We start from the raw sequence: 13444 nt of genomic DNA, 5'->3' as shown, positions 1-13444 counted from the left end.
GTCGCCTCGACGATGAGGCGCACTCGAATCGAACCGGCCGACGAGGGAGTCACCGTGAACGATCAGCGACCCGAGCGCCTCACCAGTGCCGCCGCCGAACAGGACGCCGCCGCGACCGGCACCGAGCCCACCACGCGGTCTGCCGCGGCCCCGGCGGACGCCACGCCGTCCGGGAGGCACGCCTCGCATCCCGGCGCCGGTCCTGTCGCGCCCGACCACGGCTCGGCAGCCCGCCTCCTCACCGAGCGTGCGCGGCTCACGCCCGACCGGCCGATCCTCGCGCAGCGGCAAGGCGACACCTGGACGCCCATCACCGCGGCCGAGACGCTCGCCCGCGTCCGTGCCATCGCGAAGGGCTTCGTCGCCGCGGGCCTCGAGCCGGGCGCGCACGTCGCGATCCTCTCCCGCACACGCCTCGAGTGGACCCTGGTCGACTTCGCGGTGTGGACCGCCGGACTCGTCTCGGTCCCCGTGTACGAGACGAGCTCCCCCGACCAGATCCGCTGGATCCTCTCGGACTCCGAGGCCGTCGCGATCGTCGTCGAGCAGGAGCAGCACGCGCGCCGGGTCGCGGGCATCGCGCCGGACCTGCCCCACCTCGGGCAGCACTGGACGATGGACGGCGGCGGTCTCGACGACCTGGCACGGCTCGGCGAGGACGTCAGCGACGCGGAGCTCGACGCCCGGACGGCCGACGTGCACGGGCACGACGACGCGACGATCATCTACACGTCGGGCACCACCGGTCGGCCGAAGGGCTGCGTGCTCCGGCACGACAACTTCACCGGAACGGTCGAGGGCGCGTCCGAGGCCATGCCCGAGGTCATCGCCGAGGGGTCGTCCACGCTGCTCTTCATCCCCATGGCCCACGTCTTCGCGCGGTTCATCGCGGCGATGTCGCTCTCCGCCGGCGTGCTGGTGGGCCACGAGCCGGACACGAAGGACCTCATGAAGGCCGTGTCGACCTTCAAGCCGACGTTCCTCCTCGCCGTCCCCCGGGTGTTCGAGAAGATCTACAACTCGGCCGAGCAGAAGGCCGACCTCGGTGGCAAGGGCCGGATCTTCCGCGCGGCGGCGGCCACGGCGGTCGCGCACTCGGAAGCGCTGACCACGGGCAGGGCGCCGCTCGGGCTCCGCCTGCGGTTCGCACTGTTCGACAAGCTCGTCTACGCCAAGCTCCGGGACGCCATCGGCGGCCGTGTCCGGTACGCCGTCAGCGGCTCGGCTCCCCTCTCCCCGCGGCTGTCCCACTTCTTCCGCTCGATCGGCGTCCACATCCTCGAGGGCTACGGCCTCACCGAGACCACGGCGCCGGCCACGGTGAACCGAGCCGCGGAACTCCGGATCGGCACCGTCGGACGGGCGCTCCCCGGGGTCGAGGTCCGCATCGCCGACGACGGCGAGATCCTCATCCGCGGCGTCGACGTGTTCGACCGCTACTGGCGGAACGACGAGGCGACCGAGAAGGCGTTCGTCGACGGCTGGTTCCGGACGGGCGACCTCGGCCGCCTCGACGCCGACGGCGTGCTCACGGTGACCGGTCGGGCCAAGGAGCTCATCGTCACCGCGAGCGGCAAGAACGTCGCCCCGGCCCCGCTCGAGGACGGCATCCGCGAACACCCGCTCGTCGGGCAGGCGATCGTCGTCGGCGAGGGCAAGCCGTTCGTCGCCGCGCTCGTGACACTCGACCGTGACATGCTCCCCGGCTGGTGCGAGGCCCGGGGCATCTCCCCCGTGCTGGACCCGCACGAGGCGGCCTACGACGAGCGGGTGCACCAGGCCGTGCAGGAGGCCGTGGACACCGCGAACCAGCGGGTGTCGCGTGCGGAGTCGATCCGGTCGTTCACGATCCTCGACACCGACCTCACGGAGGCGTCCGGGCACCTCACCCCGAAGCTGACGATCAAGCGTCCGGTCATCATGCGGGACTTCGCCGCGGACATCGAGCACATCTACTCGGGCTCGAAGGTGCAGACCACCGCCACGCCGGTGGTGACCAGCCGTCGCCGACGCGGCTGACGGGACGCGACAGCACTGACGCAACCGCCGGGAGGCCCGGTGCCGGTCCCTGGGACCGGCACCGGGCCTCCCGGCGGTTGCGGTGTGCGCGGGGCGCGACGCGCCCTCCTGCGCTCAGCCCTGCGCGGGCTGCTCCGTGCTGGGTGCGTCGAGCACGGCCGTCGACGACGTCGTCGAGGCGACCGTCTGCGGTCGGAGGTTGGTGCGGGTGCGGTGCGAGCTGAGCTCGTTGTCCTGAGCGGCCATGATGCTGTCCTGGGGGTGTGGGATACGTCGTCGGTGGGAAGCCGACGACGGTACGGTACCTCCTCGTCAGGACAAGACGACAATCCCCCGTGGGGGTGTCACCCGTCGACTCAGTGGAACCACTCCTGCGCGCGGATGTCGCGGAGGGCCTGACGGCGGATCTCCGGGTCGAGCGTCATCACGTAGACGGTGCCGTCGAGGTGGTCGACCTCGTGCTGCAGGGCCTCCGCCATGAGCCCGTCGCCCTCGAGCACGACCTCGTTCCCGTCGACGTCCACGCCCCGGACCTTCGCGTGCGGGTACCGCCTCGTCGGGTAGCCGAGTCCGGGCACGGAGAGGCAGCCCTCGTCCATGAGCTCGGGCTCGCCGGAGACCTCGACGACCTCGGGGTTGAGGACGTACCCGACCTCGCCGTCGACGTTGTACGAGAACGCCCGCAGTGCGACGCCGATCTGCGGCGCGGCGACCCCGGCGCGGCCGGGCTCCTTGACGGTGTCGATGAGGTCCTGCACGAGGTCCCGGACGCCCTGGGAACCCAGCGCCTCGGGGCGGATCGGGTCGGACGGGGATCGGAGGACGGGGTCGCCGAAGAGGCGGATGGGACGGACGGTCACGTTACTGCAGCACCACCAGGAGGTCGCCGGCGTCGACCTGTTGCGTCGCCGGGATCGCGAGACGGCCGACGGTGCCCGCCACGGGCGCCGTGATGGCCGCTTCCATCTTCATCGCCTCGATGCTCGCCACGGCCTGACCGGCTGCGACGACGTCACCGACGGCGACCTTGAGCGTCACGACGCCGGAGAACGGCGCGGCGACGTGCTTCGGGTCGGACGGGTCGGCCTTCTCGGCGGCCTTCGTCTCGACCTCGATCGAGCGGTCTCGGACCGACACCGGGCGGAGTTGCCCGTTGAGGGTCGCCATGACCGTGCGGAACCCGCGCTCGTCGGCCGCACCGATGGCCTCGAGCCCGACGAAGAGGTCGACGCCCTTCCCGAGCGGCACCGTGTGCTCCTGCCCGGGACGGAGTCCGTAGAGGTAGTCGACCGTCGGCACGACCGAGAGGTCGCCGTACTGCTGCCGGACGGCCTCGAACTGCCGCGTCGGCTGCGGGAAGAGCAGGCGGTTCAGGGCCTGCTGCCGCTCCGGGCCCGGGCGGTCGAGGTGCGCGCGCTCGGCGTCGGGCACGGGCGTGACCTCGATGCGGACGTCGCGACCGGCGAGGACCTTCGAACGGAACGGTTCCGGCCAGCCGCCGGGCAGGTCGCCGAGCTCGCCGGCCATGAAGCCGATGACGGAGTCGGGGATGTCGTACTGCTCGGGGTGCTGCTCGAAGTGCTCAGGGTCGGCGTCGACCGCGGCGAGCTGGAGTGCGAGGTCACCGACGACCTTCGACGACGGCGTTACCTTGGTCGGGCGGCCCAGGATGCGGTTCGCCGCCGCGTACCAGTCCTCGACCTGCTCGAAGCGGTCGCCGAGGCCGAGCGCGATCGCCTGCTGCCGGAGGTTCGACAGCTGACCACCCGGGATCTCGTGCTGGTACACGCGTCCGGTCGGACCGGGCAGACCCGACTCGAACGGGGCGTACGCGCGGCGGACGGCCTCCCAGTACGGCTCGAGGTCGCCGACCGCTGCGAGGTCGAGGCCGGTGTCGCGTTCGGTGTGCGCGAGGGCGGCGACGAGGGCGGACATGCTCGGCTGGCTCGTGGTGCCGGCCATCGGGGCGGCGGCGACGTCGACGGCGTCGGCGCCCGCGCGCGCCGCGGCGAGGAGCGTCGCGAGCTGACCGCCGGCGGTGTCGTGCGTGTGGACGTGCACCGGCTGGTCGAAGCGCTCCCGCAGGGCGCTGACGAGCCGCTCGGCCGCGCCGGCGCGGAGCAGCCCGGCCATGTCCTTGATGCCGATGACGTGCGCGCCGGCCTCGACCATCTGCTCCGCGAGGCGGAGGTAGTAGTCGAGCGTGTAGAGGTCCTCCGCGGGGTCGAGGAGGTCGCCGGAGTAGCAGAGCGCTGCCTCGGCGACCGACGTGCCGGTGGCGAGCACGGCCTCCAGGGCGGGTCGCAACTGGCTGACGTCGTTGAGTGCGTCGAAGATCCGGAACACGTCGACGCCGCTCGCGGCGGCCTCGGCCACGAACGCGTCGGTGACCTCCGTCGGGTACGGCGTGTAGCCGACCGTGTTCCGGCCGCGCAGCAGCATCTGGATCGGGATGTTCGGCATCGCCGCACGCAGCGCCGTGAGGCGCTCCCAGGGGTCCTCGCCGAGGAACCGGAGCGCGACGTCGTAGGTGGCGCCGCCCCAGGCCTCGACGGACAGCAGCTGCGGGGTCAGTCGGGCGACGTGCGGTGCGACCGCGACGAGGTCCTTGGTGCGGACGCGGGTGGCCAGGAGGGACTGGTGTGCATCGCGCATGGTCGTCTCGGTGACGGCGAGGGCGGTCTGTGCGCGGAGTGCGCGTGCCCACGCGGCCGGACCGAGCTCCAGGAGCTTGTCGCGCTGCCCGGGCGGAGGCGCGACGGACAGGTCGACCGCGGGGAGCTTCTCGCTCGGCTCGACGGTCTGCGGGCGCCGCTCGCCGTTCGGCTTGTTCACCGTGACGTCGGCGAGCCAGTTCACGATCTTGGTGCCGCGGTCCTTCGACACGTGGCCGCCGAAGAGCTGCGGGCGCTCCTCGATGAACTTCGTCGAGACGTCGCCCCGGTCGAAGTCCGGGTCCTCGAGCACAGCCTGCAGGAACGGGATGTTCGTGCTGACGCCGCGGATCCGGAACTCGGCGAGGGCGCGCTTCGCCCGGGACACCGCAGCCGGGAAGTCGCGCCCGCGGCAGGTCATCTTCGCCAGCATCGAGTCGAAGTGCGGGCTGATCTGGGCACCGGTCGCGATCGTGCCGCCGTCGAGCCGGACGCCGGCGCCGCCCGGGCTGCGGTAGGTGGTGATCTTCCCCGTGTCCGGGCGGAAGCCCTGCGTCGGGTCCTCCGTGGTGATGCGCGTCTGCAGCGCCGCGCCGTGCACGGACACCGTGTCCTGCGACAGCCCGAGGTCGGTGAGGGTCTCCCCCGCGGCGATCCGCATCTGCGACTGGACGAGGTCGACGTCGGTCACTTCCTCGGTCACCGTGTGCTCGACCTGGATCCGCGGGTTCATCTCGATGAAGACGTGCTGGCCGGCCCGCTCGCCCTCGGTGTCGAGCAGGAACTCGACGGTGCCCGCGTTGACGTAGCCGATCGACCGCGCGAACGCGACGGCGTCGCGGTGGAGGGCTGCGGCGATCGACGGGTCGAGGTTCGGCGCCGGGGCGATCTCGACGACCTTCTGGTTGCGGCGCTGCACGGAGCAGTCGCGCTCGAAGAGGTGGATCGTGCCCTCGTCGGTACCGGTGGCGTCGGCGAGGATCTGCACCTCGATGTGCCGCGGACGGATGACGGCCTGCTCGAGGAACATCGTCGGGTCGCCGAAGGCGCTGTCGGCCTCGCGCATGGCCTCCTCGAGCGCCGGGCGCAGCTCGGCCTTCGTCTCGACCCGGCGCATGCCGCGACCGCCCCCGCCGGCGACGGCCTTCGCGAACACCGGGAAGCCGATCGCGTCGGCGCCGGCGAGGAGCTCCTCGACGTCGCGGCTCGCCGGGGTGCTCGCGAGGACGGGCACACCGGCCGCGATCGCGTGCTCCTTCGCGGTCACCTTGTTGCCGGCCATCTCGAGGACGTGCTCGCCGGGGCCGATGAACGTGATGCCGGCTGCGGCGGCCGCGGCGGCGAGCTCGGGGTTCTCGGACAGGAAGCCGTAGCCCGGGTAGATCGCGTCGGCGCCGGACTCCCGCGCGACGCGGATGATCTCGGAGACGTCGAGGTAGGCCCGCACGGGGTGGCCCGGCTCGCCGATCAGGTAGGCCTCGTCCGCCTTCAACCGGTGCAGGGAGTTGCGGTCCTCGTACGGGTAGACGGCCACCGTCCGGGCGCCCAACTCGTACGCGGCGCGGAATGCACGGATGGCGATCTCGCCACGGTTCGCCACGAGGATCTTGCTGAACACGAGGTCCCTTTCAGCCCGGGTTGAGGTGAGACAACCCTAGTCGCGGTAACGTTGCTCACCGTGCATGTACTCAGCGTGAGCTCCCTCAAGGGTGGTGTCGGCAAGACGACGGTGACGCTCGGCCTGACCTCGGCCGCGTTCGCCAAGGGACTGCGCACGCTGGTGGTGGACCTCGACCCGCAGTCCGACGTGTCGACGGGGCTCGACATCAACCTCGCCGGGCACCTCAACGTGGCCGACGTGCTCGAGAACCCGAAGGAGAAGATCGTCCGCCAGGCGATCGCGCCGTCGGGGTGGACGAAGGGCTCCCAGGGCAAGATCGACGTCATGGTCGGGTCGCCCTCGGCCATCAACTTCGACGGCCCGCACCCGTCGATCCGCGACATCTGGAAGCTCGAGGAGGCCCTGGCGAACGTCGAGCAGGACTACGAGCTCGTCCTCATCGACTGCGCGCCGTCGCTGAACGCCCTCACCCGCACCGCCTGGGCTGCGTCCGACCGGGTCACCGTGGTCACCGAGCCCGGGCTCTTCTCCGTCGCCGCTGCCGACCGTGCCCTCCGCGCGATCGAGGAGATCCGTCGCGGTCTCTCTCCCCGCCTCCAGCCGCTCGGCATCATCGTGAACCGTGCCCGCGTGCAGTCGCTCGAGCACCAGTTCCGCATCAAGGAGCTCCGCGACATGTTCGGGCCGCTCGTGCTCTCGCCGCAGCTGCCGGAGCGGACGTCGCTGCAGCAGGCGCAGGGTGCGGCGAAGCCGTTGCACGTGTGGCCCGGTGAGTCGGCGCAGGAGATGGCGAAGAACTTCGACCAGCTGCTCGAGCGCATCATGCGCACGGGCAAGATCGGCCCCTACGCCGAGGGCGGCGCCGCCTAGGTCCTGCCGGGGTAGGCGGGGCGGGGCCCTGCGGGGGGCGTCGAGGTTCCAGAATTTCGGCATCTCGCGCCGCGCGAGGGCTTTCCGTGGAACCTCGACGACCCGCATGCGGCATGTCTTGGAACCTCGCCTGACTCTCTTGCAGCCCGATTGAGGGCACGAGGCGCGGTCGCACGACATGCCGCTCACGTCCGCGTTGGCCACACGCCCCGTTGCTTCCGGGCGTCGAGTGCGACGAGTTTCGCGACCGAGCCGATCAGCAGACGGGAAGCCGCGCGACGGAACTGGCCCGGGGAGCTGCGTCCATCAGGCGGCACGCGGCCGGGTCAGCTCAGGATGCGCGGGAGGCCCTGCGGGCAGCGAGCTCGTCGTCGGGGTCGGCCGCGGGGGCGGCGTCGAGCTCCACGAGGGAGGACTCGACCTCGCGCAGGACCTTGCCCACGGCGATGCCGAACACGCCCTGGCCTCGGGAGACCAGGTCGATGACCTCGTCGTCCGAGGTGCAGAGGTAGACCGAGGCACCGTCCGACATGAGGGTGGTCTGGGCGAGGTCGGACACGCCAGACTCCCGGAGCTGGTTCACCGCGGTGCGGATCTGCTGCAGCGAGATGCCCGTGTCGAGGAGTCGCTTCACGAGCTTGAGCACCAGGATGTCACGGAAGCCGTAGAGCCGCTGCGAGCCGGACCCGGCAGCGCCCCGGATGGTGGGCTGCACGAGTTCGGTGCGGGCCCAGTAGTCGAGCTGTCGGTAGGAGATGCCGGCTGCCCGAGCGGCGACGGTGCCGCGGTAGCCGTTCTGCTCGTCGTGCTCGGGCATGCCGTCGGTGAAGAGCAGCCCGAGGTCGTACCGCGTCATGTCCGACCCGGTACCGGGGGTGTCAGTCCCACTCATGCGCTTGCCTTCCACGACGATCGAGCCCCCACCCGAAGCTTCAATGCCGGGTTGAGAGTTGTTCCGAGGTCCACGGTAGCGACTCCGAGCCGTCGCGCGCGGGACATCCGCTCCGGCGCGTCCGGCGTGTCGAGGATACGCCCCGCCCTCCGACACCCGCCAGGCACCGGCGCACCGCCCTCGACCGCACGAGCCGCCCCCGGAACGCCGCTCATGGGTCGAGACGACCGATCGCCGACCGGATGAGCTGCGACCGGATGGTCTCGAGGTGCCCCGCGATCTCCCGCGCGAGCTCGGTGGCCTTCGCCTTCGACGTGGCATCACCGCGGCGCGACACCGGCATCAGCGCGGACTCGATCAGGCCGACCTCACGCTCGGCGGTGGCCCGGAACGTCCGCAGGTGCCGCGGCTCGATCCCCGACCGCTGCAGTTCGACGAGCGCCTTGAGCACCGCGACGGCGTCCTCGCCGTAGGTGTCCGTCGCGGGGAGCAGCGACGACGACACGGCGTCGGACAGCAGCATCGGCGTGGCTCCCGCCGCCCGGACGGTCTCGTCACGGGTGTAGCGCCGCTCACGACCGAGGATCGAGGGCTTCGGCGCCTCGCCCCCGCCCGGCAGCGTCGGCTCGCGCCCGGCGTCGAGGTCGGCCAGGTACTCCTTGATGACCTTGAGCGGGAGGTAGTGGTCTCGCTGCAGCCCGAGGATGATCCGCAGCCGCTCGACGTCGGCCGGCGAGAACTTGCGGTAGCCGCTGGCCGTGCGCACCGGTGTCACGAGGTCGCGTTCCTCGAGGAACCGCAGCTTCGAGGAGGCGAGGTCCGGGAACTCCGGCTTCAGGCGAGCGAGGACCTGCCCGATCGTGAGCAGCTCCGGCGCCGCGGACCCCGCCCGGGCCGCGGCGGACCGCGCAGGCACTACGCGTTCGCCAGGCGCGCCAGGTCGACCCGGGAGGCGTAGAAGGTGAGGCGGAACTTGCCGACCTGCACCTCGGAGCCGTCGGTGAGCAGCGCCTCGTCGATGCGCGCACCGTCGAAGTAGGTGCCGTTGAGCGAACCGAGGTCCTTCACCGTGAAGCTCGTGCCGTGGCGGAGGAACTGCGCGTGCTTGCGGGACACCGTGACGTCGTCGAGGAAGATGTCGGCGTCGGGGTGCCGACCCGCCGTCGTGACGTCGGAGTCGAGCAGGAACCGCGCGCCCACGTTCGGACCGCGGCGGACGACGAGCAGCGCCGAACCAGAGGGCAGCGCCGTGATGGCGTCGCGCTCTTCCGTCGAGATGCCGGACTCGGGCGTGAGGGCCGCCGCCTGCTCGAGACTGAAGGTCATCGTGGTGTCGACGAGTCGCTGCTGCTGGGTGCGACCGTCGCTGCCTGCCGGACCCTGCTGCGGGACCACTGGATCGGACATCGTGGACCTCCCTCTCTTGGCCCATCAGCGTATCGGAAACGGGTGACCCCGCGGGAGCCCAGAACGGGGCTGTGGACAACTCGGCAGTGCGCGATCAGCGAACGTCCACGAAACGCGCAGCGAGACGGCCGGGAGGCGCGGTGCCGGCTGGCACCGCGCCTCCCGGCCGTCGCCGGTCCTCCCGTTCGACGGCATGCGCGCGCAGCGTCGTGCCGGGCCGGGCACGTCAGCGGCCGCGGGCCAGCAGCCAGAGGAGGTACGGCGCCCCGACGACCCCGGTGACGACGCCGACGGGCAGGGCGGTGCCCGGGATCGCGAACTGGGCGACGAGGTCGCTCGCGAGCGTCACGACCGCACCGACCGCGGCCGCGGGAGCGAGTGCGACGCGTCCGCCGCCGACGACCCGTCGCGCGATCGGCGCCGACATGAGTGCGACGAACGACACGGGACCCGCGGTGGCCACGGCACCGGCCGTCAGCGCCACGGCGGTCAGGAGCAGCAGCACCTTCGCACGGTCCGGTCGGAGGCCGAGCGCCGAGGCGACCTCGTCACCGAGGGCGAGCACCGTCAGACGGGACGACTGCACGAGCGCGAGCGCCATGAGCACGACGAACGCGATGCCGAGCACTCCGACGAGGTCCCGGTCGACGGCGTTCAGGCTGCCCGAGAGCCACAGGAGCGCGGTGCCCGCCTGCGTCACGGTGCCGCTGGTCAGCATCCAGCCCGTCACCGCCAGGCAGATCGCGGCGACGCCGATGCCGACCAGGACCACCCGGTTCCCGGTGATCCCCCGCTGCCAGGACAGCGCCGCGACCACGAGCGACACCACGATGGCCCCGAGGAGCACGGAGCCGAACAGCACGGTGCCGGACGCCCCGAACAGCACGATCGCGGTGATGCCGGCGGCGCTCGCCCCCGAGGTGATGCCGATGACGTCCGGGCTCGCGATCGGGTTCCGCACCACGCTCTGCACGATCGCTCCGGCGACACCGAGGGCGGCGCCGACGAACACCGCGCCGAACACCCGGGGGCCGCGGAGCTGGCCGATCACGAAGTCCGCGATCGCGTCCCCGTGCCCGAACGCCGCGGCGGCGACCTGCACGGGCGACAGCGGGATCTCGCCGACACCGAGGCCGGTGAGCACGAGCGCGACGAGCACGACGAGCAGCACACCGAGCACGAGCAGCTCGCGGCGTGCTCCGACGAGCCGGCGGTTCCGGGACTCCACGGCCGTCACAGTCCCCGCACCGCCCGGGACCGGACGAGCGCGATGAACACCGGCGCACCGATGAGCGCCGTGACGATGCCGACCTGCAGCTCCCCCGGGTACGCGACGACGCGACCGATCACGTCGGCGGCGAGCAGGAGGGCAGGCGCGACGAGCGCGGAGAGCAGGATCGTCCACCGGTTGTCGGGTCCGGTCAGGCGTCGGACGGCGTGCGGGACGGCGAGGCCGACGAACGCGATCGGTCCGGCGGCGGCCACGGCCGAGCCGGCGAGCAGCACGGTCACGACGCCGCCGACGACCCGGACGAGCACGACCCGCTGCCCGAGCGACGCCGCGAGCTCGTCGCCGAGCGCGAGGGTGTTGAGCGACCGACCGAGGCCGACCGCGACGACGAGGCCGACGAGCACCGGGACGACGATGACCCCGGCGGTGCCGAGGTCCTTCCCGGCGAGCGCGCCGACCTGCCAGAACCGGAGCTGGTCGAGCAGGGACTGGTTCGTCACGAGGACCGCGGTCGTCACCGAGGACAGCGCCGCGGCCACCACTGCCCCGGACAGGGCGAGCCCGACCGGTGAGAGCCCGCGCCGGGCGACCGCGGCGATCCCGTAGACGAGCAGCGCCGCGAGTCCGGCGCCGACGAACGCGAACGGCAGGTACGCGCCGGTGCCGCTGATGCCGAACACCGCGATCCCGGTCACCACCGCGAGGGACGCCCCGGAGTTGATGCCGAGCACGCTCGGGTCGGCGAGCGGGTTCCGGGTGACGCCCTGCATCACGGCACCGGCGACCCCGAGGGCGGCGCCGGCGAGGAGCCCGACGACGGTGCGGGGCACGCGGTTGCCGAGGACGATGAGGCCGATCTCGTCGCGGCGTCCGGGGTGCAGGACGGTGTCGAGGACGGTCCCGAGCGGGATCGGCCGCGAACCGAACGCCACGGACAGCGCGACCGCGACCCCGAGGACCACGACCGCCAGCGCGGTGGCGCGGACGAGCCGGCCGACGGAGCTGGGCGCGGGAGCGAGGACGGGAGCTGCCATGGGGTGCAGCAACCCTAACGCGCAGGCCTCCGCGCCGGACGTCCGGGCGTTCGGCGGTCCCCGAGCCAGTCGTGAGCGTGCGCAGTGCTCGTTCATAGGGTCTCCTTGGGGAACGGGCCTGTACTGGCATCCATCGACGCCCGACCGGGCCGTCGAGGACGACCGGAGAGCACCGATGAACGAGACCCCGAACCCTGACGTCACCCCTGACGGGACGAACGGCGCGACGACCGACGGCCCCGACGCCCGCACGCAGGGCGGCTGGGAGGCACCGCACGCCGACCGGTCGACCCTCCGCCCGGCCTACGCGTTCGACGGCAGCGGGCCGTACCTGTACGCACCCGACGGGTCCGGTCCCTACGCCTACACGCACGACGGCCGCGGCCCGTACCTGGTCGGCAGCCCCGCCCTCGACGGGCAGCACTGGTCGAACGGGCAGGCGTGGTCGAACGGGCACGGCTGGTCGAACGCACAGGGCTGGGCGACCGGCGCCGCTGCCGCGAACCACGGCGGGTACGGCGCCGCGCCGGCGAAGCGGTCCCGACGCCTCGGACTGGTGATCGGTTCCGGCATCGCGGCGCTCGCGATCCTCGGTGCCGCTGGTGGGACGGCCCTCGGGCTCTCCTCGCAGCACACCTCGACGACGTCGAGCCAGTCGCAGGGCACCACCACGCTCCCCGGCTCCGGCGCCGGCAGCACCGACGGCAGCGGCACGAACGGCTTCACGGTGCCCGGCAACGGCAACGGCACCGGCACCAGCGACGGCAGCGACGGCACGAGCACGCAGTCCGCCGCCTCCGCCGCGACCGCCGCCCAGAAGAAGGGCGTCGTCACGATCAACACGGTGCTGAACTACGACGAGTCGTCGCAGGCCGCCGGCACGGGGATGATCCTCAGCTCGAACGGCACGGTCCTGACGAACAACCACGTCGTGCAGGGCGCGACGAGCATCGTCGTCACCGACGAGACGACCGGCAAGCAGTACAAGGCGGACGTCGTCGGCACGGACGCCACCCACGACGTCGCGGTGCTGAAGCTGGAGGACGCGTCCGGGCTGTCGACCGTGACGCTCGACGACGACGGCGGCGCGAAGACGGGCGACTCGGTCACCGACGTCGGCAACGCCGAGGGAACGGGCAACCTCGTCGCCGCGGAGGGCACCGTCACCGCGACCGACCAGGACATCCAGGTGCAGAGCGACTCGGGCTCCGGCACCGAGTCCCTCACGGGCATGATCCAGGTCGCCGCGGACATCGTCTCCGGCGACTCGGGTGGCCCGGTGCTCGACAGCGAGGGCGAGGTCGTCGGCATGGCGACCGCGGCGTCCTCGGGTTCGGCGGACGTCACGGGCTTCGCGATCCCGATCTCGACCGCGAAGTCGATCGCGGACCAGATCCTCGCGGGTGAGTCGTCGTCGACGATCACGATCGGGCTGCCCGCGTTCCTCGGTGTCGAGGTGAGCGGGACCGCCACGACCGGCGGCGTCGCGGTGGCCGGGACCGTCGAGGGTTCGGGCGCGGCGAAGGCGGGCCTCGGCGCCGGTGACGTGATCACGGCGCTCGACGGCACCGCCGTGTCGACCTCGGACGCGCTGACGAAGGCGATCCAGGCGCACAGCGTCGGTGACCGGGTGACCGTGACCTACACGGACAGCGTCGGGACCTCCCACACGGTGACGATCACGCTGACCGCCGGGCCGGCCGCCTAGCCGCCGCG

The 13444-nt window shown here is 72.2% G+C and carries 11 protein-coding genes; 3 read left to right on the top strand and 8 right to left on the bottom strand.

Annotation, left to right across the window (positions count from 1 at the left end; all coding sequences use genetic code 11):
- Positions 1–54 precede the first annotated feature (54 nt).
- Positions 55–2019, top strand: coding sequence for an AMP-dependent synthetase/ligase (locus ABC270_RS08685; protein ID WP_412880414.1), 1965 nt, complete (start codon positions 55–57; stop codon positions 2017–2019).
- A 114-nt stretch (positions 2020–2133) separates the two neighbouring features.
- On the opposite strand, the gene ABC270_RS08680 is transcribed toward ABC270_RS08685, so the two are convergent.
- The 3 genes from ABC270_RS08680 to ABC270_RS08670 all read right to left on the bottom strand — a co-directional run bounded on the left by ABC270_RS08680 (position 2134) and on the right by ABC270_RS08670 (position 6291).
- Positions 2134–2265, bottom strand: coding sequence for a hypothetical protein (locus tag ABC270_RS08680; RefSeq protein ID WP_290132123.1), 132 nt, complete (start codon positions 2263–2265; stop codon positions 2134–2136).
- A 110-nt stretch (positions 2266–2375) separates the two neighbouring features.
- On the bottom strand, positions 2376–2879 hold the full coding sequence (locus ABC270_RS08675) for a peptide deformylase (RefSeq protein WP_412880413.1): 504 nt from the start codon (positions 2877–2879) through the stop codon (positions 2376–2378).
- 1 nt (position 2880) lies between these two features.
- Positions 2881–6291 carry a pyruvate carboxylase gene (locus ABC270_RS08670; protein ID WP_412880412.1) on the bottom strand — a complete coding sequence of 1137 codons (3411 nt, stop codon included), beginning with the start codon at positions 6289–6291 and terminating at the stop codon, positions 2881–2883.
- 60 nt (positions 6292–6351) lie between these two features.
- On the opposite strand from ABC270_RS08670, the gene ABC270_RS08665 reads away from it, so the two are divergent.
- Positions 6352–7164, top strand: coding sequence for a ParA family protein (locus ABC270_RS08665; protein ID WP_027465232.1), 813 nt, complete (start codon positions 6352–6354; stop codon positions 7162–7164).
- Positions 7165–7495: 331 nt separating this feature from the next.
- Here the strand turns inward: ABC270_RS08665 and ABC270_RS08660 are convergent, their stop codons facing one another.
- From ABC270_RS08660 to ABC270_RS08640, 5 genes are all read right to left on the bottom strand, one after another.
- Positions 7496–8056 carry a MerR family transcriptional regulator gene (locus tag ABC270_RS08660; protein ID WP_058725924.1) on the bottom strand — a complete coding sequence of 187 codons (561 nt, stop codon included), beginning with the start codon at positions 8054–8056 and terminating at the stop codon, positions 7496–7498.
- Between the two features lie 211 nt (positions 8057–8267).
- Positions 8268–8972, bottom strand: coding sequence for a transcriptional regulator FtsR (gene ftsR / locus ABC270_RS08655; protein WP_412880411.1), 705 nt, complete (start codon positions 8970–8972; stop codon positions 8268–8270).
- Entirely contained in the window at positions 8972–9382 is a 411-nt protein-coding gene (locus tag ABC270_RS08650) for an FHA domain-containing protein (RefSeq protein WP_242863018.1), read from the bottom strand. Before ABC270_RS08650 ends, ftsR begins: the two co-directional genes overlap by 1 nt.
- Positions 9383–9689: 307 nt before the next feature.
- Positions 9690–10691 carry a FecCD family ABC transporter permease gene (locus tag ABC270_RS08645; protein ID WP_412880410.1) on the bottom strand — a complete coding sequence of 334 codons (1002 nt, stop codon included), beginning with the start codon at positions 10689–10691 and terminating at the stop codon, positions 9690–9692.
- Between the two features lie 5 nt (positions 10692–10696).
- Positions 10697–11728: a FecCD family ABC transporter permease gene (locus ABC270_RS08640; protein WP_412880409.1), complete on the bottom strand. Its 1032-nt coding sequence runs from the start codon at positions 11726–11728 to the stop codon at positions 10697–10699.
- 175 nt (positions 11729–11903) lie between these two features.
- Here ABC270_RS08640 and ABC270_RS08635 point away from each other — a divergent pair, with 175 nt between their 5' ends.
- A complete protein-coding gene (locus ABC270_RS08635; protein WP_412880408.1) occupies positions 11904–13436 on the top strand; it encodes a S1C family serine protease in 1533 nt (510 codons plus the stop codon).
- Positions 13437–13444 lie beyond the last annotated feature (8 nt).

Source organism: Curtobacterium phoenicis (assembly GCF_047238015.1).
Lineage (GTDB): Bacteria > Actinomycetota > Actinomycetes > Actinomycetales > Microbacteriaceae > Curtobacterium.
The sequence above is the reverse complement of the archived record's forward strand: the minus strand, read 5'-3'. Positions and strand labels throughout refer to the sequence as shown.

Excerpts from the sequence above, each read along its gene's own strand:
- ABC270_RS08680 (WP_290132123.1), bottom strand. The coding sequence starts at position 2,265 with ATGGCCGCTCAGGACAACGAGCTCAGCTCGCACCGCACCCGCACCAAC.
- ABC270_RS08660 (WP_058725924.1), bottom strand. The coding sequence starts at position 8,056 with ATGAGTGGGACTGACACCCCCGGTACCGGGTCGGACATGACGCGGTAC.
- ABC270_RS08650 (WP_242863018.1), bottom strand. The coding sequence starts at position 9,382 with ATGACCTTCAGTCTCGAGCAGGCGGCGGCCCTCACGCCCGAGTCCGGC.
- ABC270_RS08640 (WP_412880409.1), bottom strand. The coding sequence starts at position 11,728 with ATGGCAGCTCCCGTCCTCGCTCCCGCGCCCAGCTCCGTCGGCCGGCTC.
- ABC270_RS08635 (WP_412880408.1), top strand. The coding sequence starts at position 11,904 with ATGAACGAGACCCCGAACCCTGACGTCACCCCTGACGGGACGAACGGC.